13 protein-coding genes and 1 pseudogene are annotated in these 15,137 nt (G+C 53.8%); 12 read left to right on the forward strand and 2 right to left on the reverse strand.

Features of this window, described 5'->3' with window-relative positions:
• The first annotated feature begins 11 nt into the window (after positions 1 to 11).
• From GKG34_RS12915 to GKG34_RS12965, 11 genes and pseudogenes are all read left to right on the forward strand, one after another.
• A complete protein-coding gene (locus GKG34_RS12915) occupies positions 12 to 605 on the forward strand; it encodes a nitrogen fixation protein (RefSeq protein ID WP_148336317.1) in 594 nt (197 codons plus the stop codon).
• A gap of 152 nt (positions 606 to 757) precedes the next feature.
• Positions 758 to 1,588, forward strand: coding sequence for a site-specific DNA-methyltransferase (locus GKG34_RS12920; RefSeq protein WP_243139270.1), 831 nt, complete (start codon positions 758 to 760; stop codon positions 1,586 to 1,588).
• Positions 1,588 to 3,795 carry a C40 family peptidase gene (locus GKG34_RS12925; protein WP_148336315.1) on the forward strand — a complete coding sequence of 736 codons (2,208 nt, stop codon included), beginning with the start codon at positions 1,588 to 1,590 and terminating at the stop codon, positions 3,793 to 3,795. The genes GKG34_RS12920 and GKG34_RS12925 overlap by 1 nt, the downstream gene beginning before the upstream one ends.
• Positions 3,796 to 3,811: 16 nt before the next feature.
• A complete protein-coding gene (locus GKG34_RS12930) occupies positions 3,812 to 4,048 on the forward strand; it encodes a DUF4315 family protein (protein WP_006573549.1) in 237 nt (78 codons plus the stop codon).
• On the forward strand, positions 4,041 to 4,820 hold the full coding sequence (locus tag GKG34_RS12935) for a DUF4366 domain-containing protein (protein WP_148336314.1): 780 nt from the start codon (positions 4,041 to 4,043) through the stop codon (positions 4,818 to 4,820). Before GKG34_RS12930 ends, GKG34_RS12935 begins: the two co-directional genes overlap by 8 nt.
• Positions 4,817 to 6,886, forward strand: coding sequence for a DNA topoisomerase 3 (locus tag GKG34_RS12940; RefSeq protein ID WP_148336313.1), 2,070 nt, complete (start codon positions 4,817 to 4,819; stop codon positions 6,884 to 6,886). The genes GKG34_RS12935 and GKG34_RS12940 overlap by 4 nt, the downstream gene beginning before the upstream one ends.
• The gene (locus tag GKG34_RS12945; RefSeq protein ID WP_148336312.1) at positions 6,883 to 7,656 is read left to right on the forward strand and encodes a phosphoadenosine phosphosulfate reductase; all 774 of its coding nucleotides are present in this window, start codon (positions 6,883 to 6,885) and stop codon (positions 7,654 to 7,656) included. Before GKG34_RS12940 ends, GKG34_RS12945 begins: the two co-directional genes overlap by 4 nt.
• A gap of 1 nt (position 7,657) precedes the next feature.
• Positions 7,658 to 9,547 (forward strand): DUF3849 domain-containing protein, encoded by a 1,890-nt coding sequence (locus GKG34_RS12950; protein ID WP_148336311.1) that lies wholly within the window; start codon positions 7,658 to 7,660, stop codon positions 9,545 to 9,547.
• Positions 9,548 to 9,559: 12 nt separating this feature from the next.
• On the forward strand, positions 9,560 to 10,753 hold the full coding sequence (locus GKG34_RS12955; RefSeq protein ID WP_148336310.1) for a DNA mismatch repair protein MutS: 1,194 nt from the start codon (positions 9,560 to 9,562) through the stop codon (positions 10,751 to 10,753).
• Position 10,754: 1 nt separating this feature from the next.
• Entirely contained in the window at positions 10,755 to 10,970 is a 216-nt protein-coding gene (locus GKG34_RS12960; protein ID WP_148336309.1) for a transposon-transfer assisting family protein, read from the forward strand.
• A pseudogene (locus GKG34_RS12965) lies at positions 10,963 to 12,761 on the forward strand (antirestriction protein ArdA). Before GKG34_RS12960 ends, GKG34_RS12965 begins: the two are co-directional and overlap by 8 nt.
• Positions 12,762 to 13,132: 371 nt before the next feature.
• On the opposite strand, the gene GKG34_RS12970 reads toward GKG34_RS12965, so the two are convergent.
• On the reverse strand, positions 13,133 to 13,462 hold the full coding sequence (locus GKG34_RS12970; protein ID WP_006573527.1) for a helix-turn-helix transcriptional regulator: 330 nt from the start codon (positions 13,460 to 13,462) through the stop codon (positions 13,133 to 13,135).
• Between the two features lie 151 nt (positions 13,463 to 13,613).
• Here GKG34_RS12970 and GKG34_RS12975 point away from each other — a divergent pair, with 151 nt between their 5' ends.
• Positions 13,614 to 14,189, forward strand: a complete 576-nt coding sequence (locus GKG34_RS12975) for an SLOG family protein (RefSeq protein ID WP_148336307.1) — start codon at positions 13,614 to 13,616, stop codon at positions 14,187 to 14,189.
• A 276-nt stretch (positions 14,190 to 14,465) separates the two neighbouring features.
• Here the strand turns inward: GKG34_RS12975 and GKG34_RS12980 are convergent, their stop codons facing one another.
• Complete coding sequence (locus GKG34_RS12980; protein WP_148336306.1) at positions 14,466 to 15,077, reverse strand: hypothetical protein; 612 nt, start codon at positions 15,075 to 15,077, stop codon at positions 14,466 to 14,468.
• Positions 15,078 to 15,137 lie beyond the last annotated feature (60 nt).

The raw sequence follows: 15,137 nt of genomic DNA on the forward strand, positions 1-15,137 counted from the left end.
GATTTTTGAATATGAACAACAAGATGATTACCATTCCCTATGCGGACGCTATCGAATACGGAGAGAACACCTCCGCGCTGTTTAAGGCTCTGTGGGAGCTGACCGATCTGATCCGACTGGAAAGCGATCTCAAGAAGCATCACCGCGCCTACCTCCATGTGAGGGAGGACATCGACGAAAAGGTCAAGGAGGCACGTCAGATTATGACCAAGGTATCTGTGGATATGATTGGTTTCTACTTCAAGGTTGATGTTCCCGAAAGCAGCAACAGCGATGAGAATACCCCTTTCGTAGACGCGGCGGATGATGAAGCCGTAACTATCCCCAAGGACAAGTATGAGCTGATGATCGACGATCTGCTCACCATGTCCGAAATTATCCAGTGCGTCGCAGATATGCGCACGCAGGATGTGAAGGCAATCCGTGAGTTCGGCAAGTTCATCCCCGCCTTCGCTGCCTTTGAGACGAACCGCCTGAGCCTCTATCGTGAGGCGGCGAAGGAAGCCGAGGAAATCTTCGACCGATGGGCGGACGAGATTGACGATCTCGACGAGGACTTCATGGAAGACGAGGACTACGAGCCGGGCGAGTATTACTCCGACTGATATGCGCTCAAATCCGAAGAAAGGAGCTGGTTTTTATAGAGCTTGACATCATTCATACCGGCGATTGCCTTGAAATCCTGAAAGCCCTGCCCGATGACAGCGTTCATTGCTGTGTGACGTCCCCTCCGTATTACGCGCTCCGTGATTACGGTATGGAGGCTCAGATCGGCAGAGAGACAACGCCGAAGGAATATATTTCGCGCCTGACGGAAGTGTTTACCGAAGTCAGGCGCGTTTTGCGTCCGGATGGAACGCTCTGGCTGAACATCTCGGACACCTACGCCGGGAAAGGCAATCAGGGCGATTTCGTTGACCCGAAGAACCCCAACGGCAGAAGCGGTCAGGCTGTGGCTCTCAACAACAAGGTTGAGGGCTGCAAGCCGAAAGACATGATCGGCATTCCGTGGATGCTGGCTTTTGCCCTCCGCGATACCGGCTGGTATCTGCGCAACGACATCATCTGGATGAAGGACAACCCCATGCCGGAGAGCGTCAAAGACCGCTGCGCCCGCTGCTATGAGCATATTTTCCTGTTCTCAAAGTCCAAGAAGTATTTCTTCGACTACAAGGCGATCTCCGAGCCGATTGCCCCCGCAACGGCAGAACGTCTCAAGCGCGGCATGAAGGGCGGCAACAAATACGGCAAACCCGTTCCCGGTCAGCCTCAGCCGCAGTCCATCAACCGCCCTCGTGAGCATGGCGAGATCAAGGACGCAGACATCAATCCGCTCCGCAACAAGCGCGATGTCTGGAAGATCAACACCGTCCCCTTCAAGGGCGGTCACTATGCCGCCTACCCTCCAAAGCTGGTTGAAACCTGTCTTCTCGCCGGTTGTCCAGAAGGCGGCATTGTGCTTGACCCGTTCATGGGAAGCGGCACAACCGGCATGGTTGCCTCGCAGATGGGGCGTCATTTCGTCGGCATCGAGCTGAATCCGGCGTACACCGAGCTTGCCTACAAGCGGATTGGAGGTGAAACCTGATGTCCAAGGAACCGGAGCTTAAAGCCCGCGACAAGGTAGTCGTGCGGATGACGCGAGAAGGCGCGGTTGAGGAAAACCTGACGGCTGGCACCGAGCAGCGTGTGTCAAAACGGCTGGAAGAAGCAGAGCTGGTGAAGCCCGCTGAGACAGCCGCGCCTTCCGAAGCTCTTTCTGCGGAGGAACAGAAAAAGGTGCAGATGCGCCGTCAGCAGCGTCAGTTTCAGGCGGAACACGCCGAGGATAACGACACACAGCCGCTCTCGGAAACGTCCGTCACAGAAGAGAAAAGGGCAGAAAATCCACCCCAGAATGCACCTGAACCGCTGCCTTCGCCAGAAACGCCGTTCAAGCCTCCAACCTTAGAGCAGCACGGTGTTTCTTCTCATAGCGGCACGGTGATTGCCGAAACGGTTGTCACGCACAAGCTGCGCAAGACCTCTGCGGTTGAAGCAGTGGATGCAGATGCCATTCTCACTCAAGCGGCGGAGACTGCCTCTGCAAAGCCGGTCTCGGACGATGCCGTCTCGACCACGAAGCGGATGCAGAAGCTCGAAAGGAAGTCCGAAAAGGCGCATGAGCGTCTGGACGCTGCCCGCGAGAAGCTACCCACGCACAAGGTTCTCAAGAAAGAGCGTGTCTTTGATGAGGAAACCGGCAAGGGCAAAACCCGCCTTCATTTTGAAGATGAGCTGAAAAAGCCGAAGGGCAAGGGCAAGCTGCAATTCGAGGCAGACAAAACCGTCCGCAAGGTCGGTGACACTCTCGCCTCCGGCATTCACGGCAAAATCCATGAGGTCGAGCAGGAAAACTCGGCGGTCGAGGGGGCGCACAAAACAGAGATTGTCGCAGAGACCGCCGCAAGGCATTTCAGTCATCACAGAGAAAAAAGCGTCAACAAGCCCTATGAGAAGGTTTCCAAGCTGGAACACAAGGCGGATGTAGCTGACGCCAAGCTCCAATATGAGAGAAATCAGCAGGGGCATCCTGAGATGAAGAAGCAGAACATGAACAAGCACTACCAGAAGCAGAACATCAAGAAGGAATATGCCGCTGCACGAAATGCCGGTTCTCAGACTGCCGGGACTGCCACAAAGAATACCGGCAAGAAGCTCGGTGAGAAGGCATCCGACAAGATTAAGGAGTTCTTTGAGAAGAACAAGAAGGTCTTTATCTGGATCGGCGTCGGAATTGCCCTTCTCGTTTTGCTCGGTGCCGGTATCAGCTCGTGTTCGATGCTCACCTCTACCGGCTCGTCGGTTATTGCGTCCTCTTATCTCAGCGAGGATGACGCGATGCTGGCCGCGGAGACGCAGTATTGCCAAATGGAGCAAGAGCTGCAACGCTATCTCGACACATACGAAAGCACCCATGACTACGACGAGTATCACTTCGATCTGGATGATATTGAGCATGACCCCTATGTGCTGATCTCCATTCTCTCGGCTCTCCATGAGGGCGAGTTCACACTGGACGAGGTGCAGGGTACGCTCCAAATGCTGTTTGAAAAGCAGTACATCCTCACCGAAGAGGTCATCGTCGAAACGAGATACCGCACAGAGACCGACATATGGACGGATGCAGACGGCAACACGCACACGGAAACCTATCGCGTTCCGTATGACTACTACATCTGCAACGTGAAGCTCGAAAACTTCAATCTCTCCCATGTCCCGGTCTACATCATGTCTCAGGAACAGCTTTCCATGTACGCGACGTATATGTCGGTGCTGGGCAACCGCGAGGATCTGTTCGGTAACTCCCCCTATGTGGACAAGTACATCACAAATCCTCCCGCCGACTACGATGTCAACCCGGAATACCTGAACGACGAGAAGTTTGCAACGCTGATTACCGAGGCGGAAAAGTATCTCGGATATCCGTATGTGTGGGGCGGCTCCAATCCCGACACATCCTTTGACTGCTCCGGCTTTGTCAGCTATGTTCTCACGAACAGCGGTCTTGTGAATACCGGACGGCTGGGCGCACAGGGGCTTTACAACGTCTGCACGCCGGTTTCAAAAGCGAACGCCCAGCCCGGTGATCTTATCTTCTTTGTCGGGACGTATGACACCCCCGGCGTGTCCCACGTCGGCATCTACGTCGGTGGTGGCGTCATGATCCACTGCGGTGATCCCATTCAGTACACATCCATCAATTCTTCCTACTGGCAGCAGCATTTCTACGCCTTCGGAAGACCCGCCTATTAAAAGAAAGGAGTTTTGCATGAATCCCAAGTATCAGAAAGTCCTCTCCGACATTGAGAAGGCTGAAAAGAAGAAGTCCGAAATCGAAGGACAGCTCAAGGAGCTGTACGACAAGAAGACAGAGCTGGAAAACCTTGAAATCATCAATACCGTGCGCTCTATGGTGATGGACAAGGATCAGATCATGGCGTTCCTGTCTTCCATGAAGGGCGGCACCAAGCCCGCTGAAAATACGGAGGTAATCGACAATGCGTAAGAAGTTTCGTTTTCTGACCGTCCTTGCGGTCTGCGTTATGGTTCTGTCCTGCTTCTCGGTGACTGCGTTTGCCTACGCCGACGATACCGAGCAGAACCTTCCCGTCACCGAGGCAACCCAGCCGGAACAGCAGCCCGCAGTCACTCCCGCCCCTGAAAAGCCGAAGGGTGAGCCGATTGACGATGAGGGCAACGCCTACACCCGCGACTTGCTCTATGACAAGGCAACCAACAAGCAGTTCATCACCATCCAGACGAAGAACGGCAACACCTTCTATATCGTCATTGACTACGATGCGCCCATCAACGAGGACGAGGAACAGTACCAGACGTACTTCCTGAACATGGTCGATGAGAGCGATCTGCTTGCGCTGCTGGATGAAGATACTGCGGCGGCTCTGACCACCTGTAACTGCAAGGAAAAATGCGTTGCCGGTCAAGTCAATACCGACTGCCCGGTCTGCAAGACCAACATGAGCGAATGCACCGGCACAGCCCCCGCTACACCTGAGCCGGACAAGGATGCGGAAACCGATGTCCCCGCCCCTAAACCCGAAAAGAAATCCAACGTTGGCGTGATCCTCGTCATCTTTGCCCTTGCCGGTGCTGCGGGTGCAGCTTATTACTACATCAAGTTCGTCAAGGGCAGAAAGCCCAAGGATGAAGATATGGACTTCTTTGATGATGAAGGCTACGAGGAAGAGCCGTACATCAACGAGGATGAAGAGCCGCAGATTGCGGAGGATGCCGAAACGGAAGGTGATGAAGATTGATCTTAGTCATTGCTGAAAAGCCCAGCGTTGCCCAGTCCATCGCAAAGGTATTGGGCGCGACGTCCCGCAAGGACGGCTATATGGAGGGCGGCAATTACATCGTTTCGTGGTGCTTCGGTCATTTGGTGGAGCTGGCAGACGCCAGCTCCTACGATGAGCGGTATGCCAAGTGGCGGTATGACGATCTGCCCATTGTTCCGGAAAGCTGGATGTTCGAGGTCACAAAGGACAAAGCCCAGCAGTTCAAGGTGCTGTCCTCTCTTATGAAGGACAAGCGCGTTACCGAGCTGGTCTGCGCAACCGATGCAGGGCGCGAGGGTGAGCTGATTTTCCGACTGGTCTACAACAAAGCCGGATGCACCAAGCCTTTCAAGCGTCTGTGGATCAGCTCGTTGGAGGACTCCGCCATCCGCGAAGGCTTCAATCATCTCCGGGACGGCAAGGAATTTGACCGTCTCTATGAAGCGGCACTCAGCCGCTCGAAGGCAGACTGGATTGTCGGTATCAACGGCACCCGCCTGTTCACCACGCTCTATCACAAGAAGCTGGTGGTCGGGCGCGTCCAGACGCCGACCCTTGCAATGCTGGTGGAGCGTGACGGGAAAATCTCCACGTTCCATAAGGAGAAGTATTTCAACGTCCACGTCGGCAAGGGCGATCTGACCGCCGATCTGGAAAAGGTCAAAACCGAAGAGGAAGCAAAGAAGATTGCGGCGGCTTGCGAGAAAAAGCAAGCCGTCGTTTCTTCTCTCAAGCGGGAGACGAAAACCGTCAACCCTCCGAAGCTCTATGATCTGACCACCTTGCAGCGCGAGGCAAACCGATACTACGGCTTCACCGCCCAGCAGACGCTCGATCTCGTACAAACACTCTACGAAAAGAAGCTCCTGACCTATCCGCGCACGGACAGCCAGTTCATCACGGACGATATGGAGGACACCGCCCGTCAGGTCATTTCTATTGTCTGCCGCCAGCTTCCGCTTTTCTCCGGTGTTTCGGTTACTCCGGACATTGCCCGCGTAACCGACAACAGCAAGGTCACAGATCACCATGCCATTCTCCCGACCGTCCAGCTTGAAAAGCAGGATGTTTCCGCACTCCCTCAGTCGGAGCAGAAAATTCTCAATCTTGTCGGGATGCGCCTTCTGTGTGCGACCGGCGAGAAGCACACCTACGCAGAAACGCAGATCTCGCTCTCCTGCGAGGGCTACGAGTTCAAAACCAAGGGGAAGACCGTCGTTCAAAACGGATGGAAAGCCATTGAAGAGCTGTTCAAGGCTTCCCTCAAGACGAAGGAAAAGGACGATCCCATGAAGTCCCTGCCCGAAGTCCATGAGGGCGATGTTCTGGATAATGTGTCCGCCAGCGTTACGGAACACTTCACAACGCCTCCGAAGCAGTACACGGAAGACACGCTCCTGTCTGCAATGGAGACTGCCGGAAACGATCAGTTTGACGATGACACCGAGAAGAAAGGTCTCGGAACACCCGCGACCCGCGCCGGTATCATTGAAAAGCTGGTGAAATCCGGCTTTGCAGAGCGCAAAGGCAAATCCCTCATTCCCACAAAGGACGGCTGCAACCTCGTCTGTGTTCTGCCAGAACAGATCACGTCTCCCGCAATGACTGCGGAATGGGAAAACACGCTCATGGAGATTGAGCGCGGCAATGCGGATGCAGGCGCATTTCTCAGCGGCATTGTCCGGATGACCGGGGATCTCGTGAAAGCCTACCCGTTTCTCTCCGATGCCGAAGCCCAGCGTTTCGGCACGGGGAAAGAGGAAATCGGCAAATGCCCCCGTTGCGGCTCTCCGGTCTATGTCGGCAAGGGCAACTTCTACTGCTCGAACAAGGAATGCTCCTTCTGCCTGTGGGAAGACAACAAGTTCTTTTCCAGCAAGAAAAAGAAGCTGACCAAGAAGATTGCAAAGGAGCTGCTGGACAAGGGCTGGTGCCGAGTGACCGGGCTTTACACGCCGAAGAAGCCCCAGCTCTACGACGCAGTGATCCGTCTGGATGACAGCGGCGGCAAATACGTCAGCTTCAAGATGGAATTTGACCGATGAGCCGCCCGAAGTATGTTGCCTCTTGCAGCGGAGGCAAAGACAGCGTAGCGACGCTCCTGCTGGCTGCACAGCACAATGAGCCGCTGGACGAGGCGGTTTTCAGCGAGGTCATGTTTGATAAGGACACAAGCGGCGAAGTCCCGGAACACCGGGACTTCATTTATGACCGGCTCAAGCCCTTCTGCGAAAAAGAGTTGGGCATCAAGTTCACCATTCTCCATGCGGACAAGACCTACGATGACGTATTTCATCATGTCATCACCCGCGGGCCTCATAAGGGCGAGGTTCGCGGGTTCGCGTGGGCTGGGATGTGCGCGGTCAATCGTGACTGCAAAATCCCGCCTGTCCGCAAGTACAATGCCGCGCTTTCTCCGGACACTGTGAGTTATGTCGGCATCGCGGAGGATGAACCCAAACGTCTTGCGCGTCTGGACGGCGTGAAGAAGGTCAGTCTGCTTGCCAAATACGGTATGACCGAGGCGGACGCCTACAAGCTCTGTCAGGAACACGGGCTGCTTTCCCCAATCTACGCTCACTGCCGAAGAAACGGCTGCTGGTTCTGTCCCAACGCCAGTGACTCGGAGCTGCTGCACATGATCACAAAGCACCCGGATATGTTTGACCGGCTGATTGAATGGGAGAACGAGGATAACATCTTCCATCGTCGGATGACGCGCAGAGAAACCCCGTCTGAGGTAAAGGCTCGTTTACTGAGCAAATCCCAAACGGGGTTTTCTTCTCCCCGAAGCAAATACGAAATGGAGGTTTGATATGGCTGAAAACAGAAATGCACAGCAAGTCCGCGAAATCACGGACAAGCTGGAACAGGGCATCAAGGAGCTTTTTGAATCCGAGCGGTTCAAGGAATATCTCCGCACGATGTCCAAGTTCTACAACTATTCCTTCAACAACACGCTGCTCATTGCGATGCAGAAGCCGGAGGCAACCTATGTTGCCGGTTATACCTCGTGGCAGCGCAACTTTGACCGTCAGGTCATGAAGGGCGAAAAGGGCATCAAGATTCTTGCTCCCGCGCCGTACAAGACGCAGGAAGAGCGTGAAAAGGTTGACCCCGTAACCCAGAAGCCGGTGATCGGCGCAGATGGGAAGGCTGTCACGGAAACGGTTGAGGTCCTGCGTCCTGCCTTCAAGGTGGTAAGTGTCTTTGATGTTTCCCAGACGGACGGCAAGGAGCTTCCGGACATTATCGTCGATGAGCTGAAAGGCACCGTCGAAAACTACGAGGCGTTCTTCGACGCACTCAGGCAGGAATCTCCCGTCCCTATTTCCTTTGAGGACATTCCGGGCGGTGCAAAGGGATTCTTCTCGCCGGTTGAAAGCCGCATTGCCATTCAGGAAGGCATGAGCGAAATCCAGACGGTCAAAACCGCCATTCACGAGATCGCCCACGCAAAGCTCCACGCCGTCAAGCCGGATGAGAAAGCCGCGCCAGAAGATAAGAAGGATCGGCACACCAAGGAGGTTGAAGCGGAAAGCGTTGCCTACACCGTCTGCCAACGGTACGGCATTGAAACCTCGGACTACTCCTTCGGTTACATCGCCGGTTGGTCATCCGGCAAGGAAACCAAGGAACTGAAAAGCTCTCTGGACACCATCCGCAAGACGGCGGCTGAGATGATCGAGGGCATTGACGCCAAGCTCAAGGTGCTGCTGGCAGAGAAAGCACAGTCCGCAGAGATGGAAGTCGAAGCTCCCGTAAAGGAAGCTGTTCCGGAGGAAAAGCCGGAAGTCCCCATTTACCGCGAGACGGCGAATTACGCCTATGAAGCCGATGAGATGGACGCATATCGTGCTTCTCTCGCCGCAAACGTGGAATGCCGCAAAGCGATTGAAGCGGCGATCAGCTCCAACTACGGAGATAACCGGCTGGATGCGGATGCTGCCGTGAAGAGCGTCCTTGAGCAGTTCTCTCCGGAGCGTGTCCGATATGTCCTTGCAAACACCATTCAGCAGAAAGACTTTGACGGGCGTATTCCGCAGCCCCTCAAGGAATGGGCAAAGAGCATTGATGTCTGCCCAGAGAATGCCTCCCGCTTCCTTGTGGATAAACCCAATCCCGGACTGACGGCACTTTTCGTCGATGCGTTCCATCAGCAGACTGAACCCCAGAAAGAAGCTACTTCCGAGAAGGCAGAGAAAAGAGACCCGGAGGTCGTTGCATGGGAGAACGGTGAGATTACCTCTATTGAGGTAAAAACTGTGGAGGTCAAGTCTCCCTTTGCCCCCTTGCCGGAGGAAGCGGCAAAAGCACCGAAAGCGCACCGCCTGACTGCCGAAGAGAAGGAGATCAAAGCCGCCGTCATGGACACGCTCAAGGGGCAGATTGCCTATAACAACGACGGAATGCGGGCGTCCTATCGCACCTCTAACCACTCCTTCAATCTGCTGGCACGGAACAGCGTCAGGATTGAGGGCAACACGGTCACGCAGAACGGTGAGCCGCTGTTCAAAATCCATCGCCGTCATGCGACGCGGAAAACACAGGGCTGTTACCGTGAGCTGCTGCCGACGCTGGAATACGTCAAGCAGGAGCAGAAGCAGGAAAAGCCCTCCATCCGCGATCAGCTCAGGACTGCCGCAAAACAGCAGCCGGAGAAGAAGTCTCCGGTCAAATCCAAAACGCACGACATGGAGTTGTGAGAAAGGAGACGCATGAAGAAATACACAGATGTTGACATCGTTGCGGAGCTGCAGAAGCTCGTGGACAGTCATGTAGACAGCTACAAGGAAGACTTCGACATCGACAAGCGCATCATCCGCCGCGCCGCCGAAAGCCAGAATCCCGAAGACAAGACGCTGATGTGGTTCTGCCGTCCGCATGGGACGCACTGCCTCAATGAAAATCAGGTCTTCATTCAGGGAACGCGAGATCACAACACCTTCCGTTTTTACGCGGAACAGACCTACGACGAGTGCATTGCTCGTGTCATTGTCCCGAAAGCCGTTAAGCGCGGCAAGGTCTTCGGAGATGTCTTTGAGATCAACTACCGGGAACAGGCGGCAAATGTGGCGCAGAACTCGGTTGCGCCGGATCATGACCGGCTGACCTTTGCAGATGGCTATGTGCTGGACGCCCCATGCCGCAGCAGCTTCGATGCAGCAATGGCTCTGGTCGGTGAGCATGGCGGCGTCAAAGCCCACCAGACACTCCCGAAGGACGCGGATGCTCTGGTGGAAGTGCTGTCCAAGCAGAAAAGCCGCCGTGACAGACTGCCGGATGCAGAAAGGACAGAGGCGCTTTCGCCTCTGTCCGTTGCAGAACTTCGGAAGTACGAAGCGGTCAAAAAGGCACATCCGGACGCGCTGGTTTGCTTTGCCCAGAACGGCTATTTTGAGCTGTACGGCAAGGACGCGGAAAAAGCCGCGCCCTTGCTCGGCACGAAGCTCCTTGAGAAGAAGGTACGCGGCAAGCCTTCTATGCCGGTGACGGGCTTCCGTGAAGCTGCGTGGGTAGCAGCTTCAAAGAAGCTCTGGCAGTCCGGCGCGGATGTCTTTCTCAGCAAGGACGGCGAGACCTTTAAGGAACTCAAAGCCGCAGATTACATTCCTGTCGGCGCGACGCTGAATGTGGACGGCATCAAGTGCAGAATTGACGCGGTTGATTTTGCCGCTGATGAAGTCCGGCTGACGAACATCGAGGACAAGAACCGCCCCATCCGCTTTTCTGAAAGCATCCAGTATGTTCGCTCCTATGTGGAGGATGCCGGGACTGCCATATACGACACCATCCCGAAGAAGCACGCTGCCCGTGAATCCATCCGCGACAAGCTGAAATCCGCACAGAAAGCACAGCCGACCCACACGCCGAAACCGCAGAAATCGAAAGGAAAGGATATGGTACTCTGATATGAAAAAATTTACCGTAGAAGAACTCAACCTCATGTGCTGCTTCAATACGTCCAGCCGGAAGCGGCTGATCGACGATATGAAGAGCGTCACCCTGAACGACATGGACAGCGAGATCGCAGAGCTGATGTATAAGACCGTCCGGAAGCTCGAAGCCATGACCGACGCGGAGTTTGAGGAACTGTATATCATGCCGGACGGCATGGTGGATGACTGAAAGGAGGATGCCTATGCCCGTATTAGACGGTAATTTTGAAGCCTTCGTCACAAACCTTGGCAAGTACAACGAGGGTATGCTGGTCGGTGAGTGGGTGAAGCTGCCCACCACCGAGGAAGAGATGCAGAAGGTCTTTGAGCGTATTGGGATCGGCAAGCAGGACGAGTTCGGTCAGCCCTACGAAGAGTGGTTTATCACCGACTATGAATGCCCGATCTATGGCGTCCAGAAGATGCTTGGCGAGTACGAGAACCTTGATAAGCTCAACTACCTTGCCGCTTTGATTGACGAGCTTTCCCTGAGCGATCAGGAAAAGCTCGTTGCCGTTATGGAGGCTGGCTGCGATGAGGTCAGCGATATTGACGATCTCATCAACCTGACGTTCAATCTGGACTGCTACGACATCATGCCCGGTATCAACGACGAATCCGATCTCGGCTATTATTACGCACACGAAGCCGGTATCTACTCTGAAAAGGATCTCGGTCCTCTGGCAAATTACATCGACTATGAACGCTATGGGCGCGACATTGCGATGGATGAGCAGGGGCGATTCACCGATGAGGGCTATGTCCGTGTCGCAAGCGAACGCTGGGACAGGCAGTTTAACGGGGAGCTTGATGATATTCCCGATGAATACCGGATTACCGGCTCAGGGGAAGCCGCCGAGCGTGACAGCACCATCGCCGTTCTCGTCGTTGAGCCGGGAAAGGAGCCTTATGTGAAGGAGATTGACTCCGGTCTGGAGTCCTTGCAGCATGAGGTCGGCGGCTGCATCGAGGCGATTTATCCCTACGAAGACCCTGTTGCTTTAGTCTGTAATGAGGAAGGCAAGCTGGAAGGGTTGCCCCTGAACCGCGCTCTGCGTGATGAGGACGGTGACATCTACGACGTTGTTGCCGGAACATTCATGGTAGTCGGCTTGACGGATGACAGCTTCGGTTCTCTGACCGTAGAGCAGATGCAGAAGTTCTCCGACCACTTCAAAGTGCCGGAGCAGTTTGTCAAGCTGGGCGATAAGATTGTGGCGATCCCCATGATCTCGAAGGAACAGCAGAAGCAGGAGAGCATCGAGCAGAAGGACTTCGAGATGAACGCCGATACCTCCGGTCTGACGGTTGCCGGTCACATCGGGACATGGCACACCATTGACCAGCACGAAGTCGGCGGTCACAGCTTTTATCTGATGGAGCATGACACCTACGGCGATGAAGCGGCTTGCATCATCGTCGATGAGCGCGGCAAGCTCGTCCTTGATGATGTCTACAACGGCTTTGACGATGACACGCTCCGACTTCTTGACCTTGAGGTCAAGGAAGTGCCGGAAATGCCCGATCCCACGCTCTCCGTTCAGGATATGAAGGACTACGGCTACGCATGGGCTGGCGTTCTTCCCGCCGGTCAGGAGGCGGCTGAGAAGGCTTTGGAGAAGGGCTGCGAGGTTTACCGTCTTTATTCCGATAACACAGAGGGCTTGTGCGTGGATGCCAAGGAGATTGCCGATCATGCGGCAAAGGGCGGAATGCTCGGTATCAGCAAAGAAAGCTGGATGGCAGCTCTTGAGAAGGAAAATTACCTCAAGGCAGCGGAGATGTCGATGGAGGATGACTACGGCATGATTGACGGGATCATCAACAACGGTCCGAAGGAGGACAAGACCGCAGAGGTCAAAGCCCCCGAAAGGGGCGAAAAGTCCTCCATCATGGACAGGCTCAAGTCTGCAAAGGCTGAAAAGCAGATGGAATGCTGCCCCCCCCCCCCAAAAAGCACAAAGGAGAGATTGAGCTGTGAGCAGAAGTCAGAAGTGGCGGCAGGAGTGGTCGTTCTTCATCGGAGATAGCGGACGCCGGAAGTATAACCGCTTCTGCGTCCGCTGCGTCCATAGCTGCAAGCAGAGCTTCCGTGCGGATCTCATCGCCTGTCCGCACTTCTCCCGCAAGGCATCGCGGTGTTGACAGTTAGGGGTCGAAAAAGCCTGTGATTGCAAGCCTCAGAGCGACGAGGAATGACCGCCCAGTGTGATTATATTCCCCGCACAGTTCCAGCAATAGAGCGAGAATAAGTGTCGATTTCGGCACTTGTTTGAATGCCCGGAAAACGAATCAAAAGCCTCTGTCGATGCCCGTTTTGGGTGTCGGCAGAGGCTCTTTTTTTATGACATATTATGACATATTCAAAATAGCGGACAGCAGCTCTTGAACCTGTTGCCGGTATTCCGGCTTTATATCCGAAATACGTCTGGCAAGCGCAAGGGCTTCCGCTTCTGGCTCATCGGTCCCAAAGATAATTCGGTCCGCACTGACGCCCAGCAAACGGCAAAGACGCTGCAAGGCTTCAAGAGAAATACCGGAAGCACCACGCTCAATAGCGCTCAGGTGATTCGGCGTCATGCCAAGCATTTCTGAGAGCGTGTCCTGCGTATAGCCCGCCTGTTCTCTTGCCACTTGAATATTGCCGCCGATTTCAATATTGATGTCCTTCTTCTCTCGCATAGCCTCACCACCTTTGCATTTAGTGTACCTAACGGCGGTGTCATTATCCACGGCACGACGTCGTTAATTTTACTAACGACAATGCGTTGACTGTCCGTGATGAGGGTGATAGAATGGAGTTACCTACCAAAAGAGTGAAAGAAGGGGTGTCATGTCGCGCATTATTGAGTTTAGAAAGTCTGCTCAAAAAGCTGAAAAGCAATCCGTTCAAGGCAAGACTTGTGCGTTTACCGGTCATAGACCGCAGAGTCTTCCGTTCGGCTTTGATGAATCCGATAAGCGTTGTACTTCTTTGAAATCTGTTATGCGGGATCAGATTGTAGCACTCATCGAGAACGAGGGCGTCACGCATTTTATTACCGGCATGGCTCTTGGCGTCGATATGTACGCTGCGGAAATTGTACTCGATTTGAAATCAAAATACCCTCACATTACTCTGGAAAGCGCAATCCCCTGTGAGACACAAGCGATCAAATGGTCTGTGGCTTCACGGGAAAGGTATTACAATATTGCTGCAAAGTGTGACAAGGAGACCATGCTGCAACGGGAGTACACGCCGGACTGCATGGACAAGAGAAATCGGTACATGGTAGATCACGCCGATTATATTCTCGCAGTATGGAATGGATGCCCCAGCGGTACTGGGAATACCGTGAGATATGCCCACAAAAAGGGCAAGACCATCATCGTCATCAATCCGGTTTCCCTTGATGTCACGCGGGAATAAGGCAAAAAATTTCCTTCTGAATCAAGCGTTGTGAAAACTGTGAAGTATTTCCCGATAGCGAATACACATTGCACTGCTCAGTGATTATTGGAAACGTGTACGGCGTATGCTGCCCAGTGAACATCTCCACGGAACACATCGAATTTTCGCGGCTTCGTAAAACGGAAAGTGTCATCTTATGGACAGTCCATTGCCGAGGGAAAAATAAATCGCTGGAAACGGGAACGCCCCCGGCACTGTGCGTCTGGCACAGTGTCGGGGGCGTTTTTTCGTGTCTTAGTTATGAGCCAGTTCATTTAGGAGCAACTTTCGATAGTCCACATCCAAGACGCAGCGATGGAAGTCCATCAGACGGTGTTCGTCGAACAGCTTTTCACAGAGCTTGGTCAGCGGATGATTCATTAGCTTTGCAGAAATGCCAGTCTCGTTGAAAAACCTTGCCCATGTGAAGACCTCTTCTAAATCCTCCTGCCCAAGCGTGGCGGGAATGATGGCGTTGCAGAGACGGACAATGGGGCTGTCCGCAAATCGCTCTGCGACTTCCTCCGGTGTGCATTCATAGCGGTCACAGTCAAAGGAAAGTGCATCCTCAATTTTAAGATAATTTTCGGTTTCATCCCGTGTCAAGGTTATGGTGTAGTCTCCCATACCGGACGGCACATCAATATTCTCCATGACATCAAGCTCGTAACGGGATCCACCGATGATCGCCTCAAAGGAGAAAGACTGACAGATTACTGCTGGGTTTTTGTCTATCTTGTCCTCATTCAGAAATGACAGCGGATTATACTCTGTCAGTTCCCAGTCGATTTTTCCTCTCTCTGTTTGCTCGGCAATCTGCTGGATCAGATGTCGTTCTTCTTCGTGCAGATTTTCATTGTACAACATGATACACCTCCGTTTTCTGATTGTCGTTTTTTGGGGGCTGTTCTATGTTTCCGAAGAGAA

It is taken from the genome of Faecalibacterium sp. BIOML-A4, from assembly GCF_009679665.1.
In the GTDB taxonomy this organism is placed as follows: Bacteria; Bacillota; Clostridia; order Oscillospirales; family Ruminococcaceae; genus Faecalibacterium; species Faecalibacterium taiwanense.

Coding starts and splice junctions, on each gene's coding strand:
- GKG34_RS12960 (WP_148336309.1), top strand. CDS start 10,755: ATGAAAAAATTTACCGTAGAAGAACTCAACCTCATGTGCTGCTTCAAT.
- GKG34_RS12950 (WP_148336311.1), top strand. CDS start 7,658: ATGGCTGAAAACAGAAATGCACAGCAAGTCCGCGAAATCACGGACAAG.
- GKG34_RS12915 (WP_148336317.1), top strand. CDS start 12: ATGAACAACAAGATGATTACCATTCCCTATGCGGACGCTATCGAATAC.
- GKG34_RS12975 (WP_148336307.1), top strand. CDS start 13,614: ATGTCGCGCATTATTGAGTTTAGAAAGTCTGCTCAAAAAGCTGAAAAG.
- GKG34_RS12945 (WP_148336312.1), top strand. CDS start 6,883: ATGAGCCGCCCGAAGTATGTTGCCTCTTGCAGCGGAGGCAAAGACAGC.
- GKG34_RS12970 (WP_006573527.1), bottom strand. CDS start 13,462: ATGCGAGAGAAGAAGGACATCAATATTGAAATCGGCGGCAATATTCAA.
- GKG34_RS12925 (WP_148336315.1), top strand. CDS start 1,588: ATGTCCAAGGAACCGGAGCTTAAAGCCCGCGACAAGGTAGTCGTGCGG.
- GKG34_RS12980 (WP_148336306.1), bottom strand. CDS start 15,077: ATGTTGTACAATGAAAATCTGCACGAAGAAGAACGACATCTGATCCAG.
- GKG34_RS12935 (WP_148336314.1), top strand. CDS start 4,041: ATGCGTAAGAAGTTTCGTTTTCTGACCGTCCTTGCGGTCTGCGTTATG.
- GKG34_RS12920 (WP_243139270.1), top strand. CDS start 758: ATGGAGGCTCAGATCGGCAGAGAGACAACGCCGAAGGAATATATTTCG.
- GKG34_RS12930 (WP_006573549.1), top strand. CDS start 3,812: ATGAATCCCAAGTATCAGAAAGTCCTCTCCGACATTGAGAAGGCTGAA.
- GKG34_RS12955 (WP_148336310.1), top strand. CDS start 9,560: ATGAAGAAATACACAGATGTTGACATCGTTGCGGAGCTGCAGAAGCTC.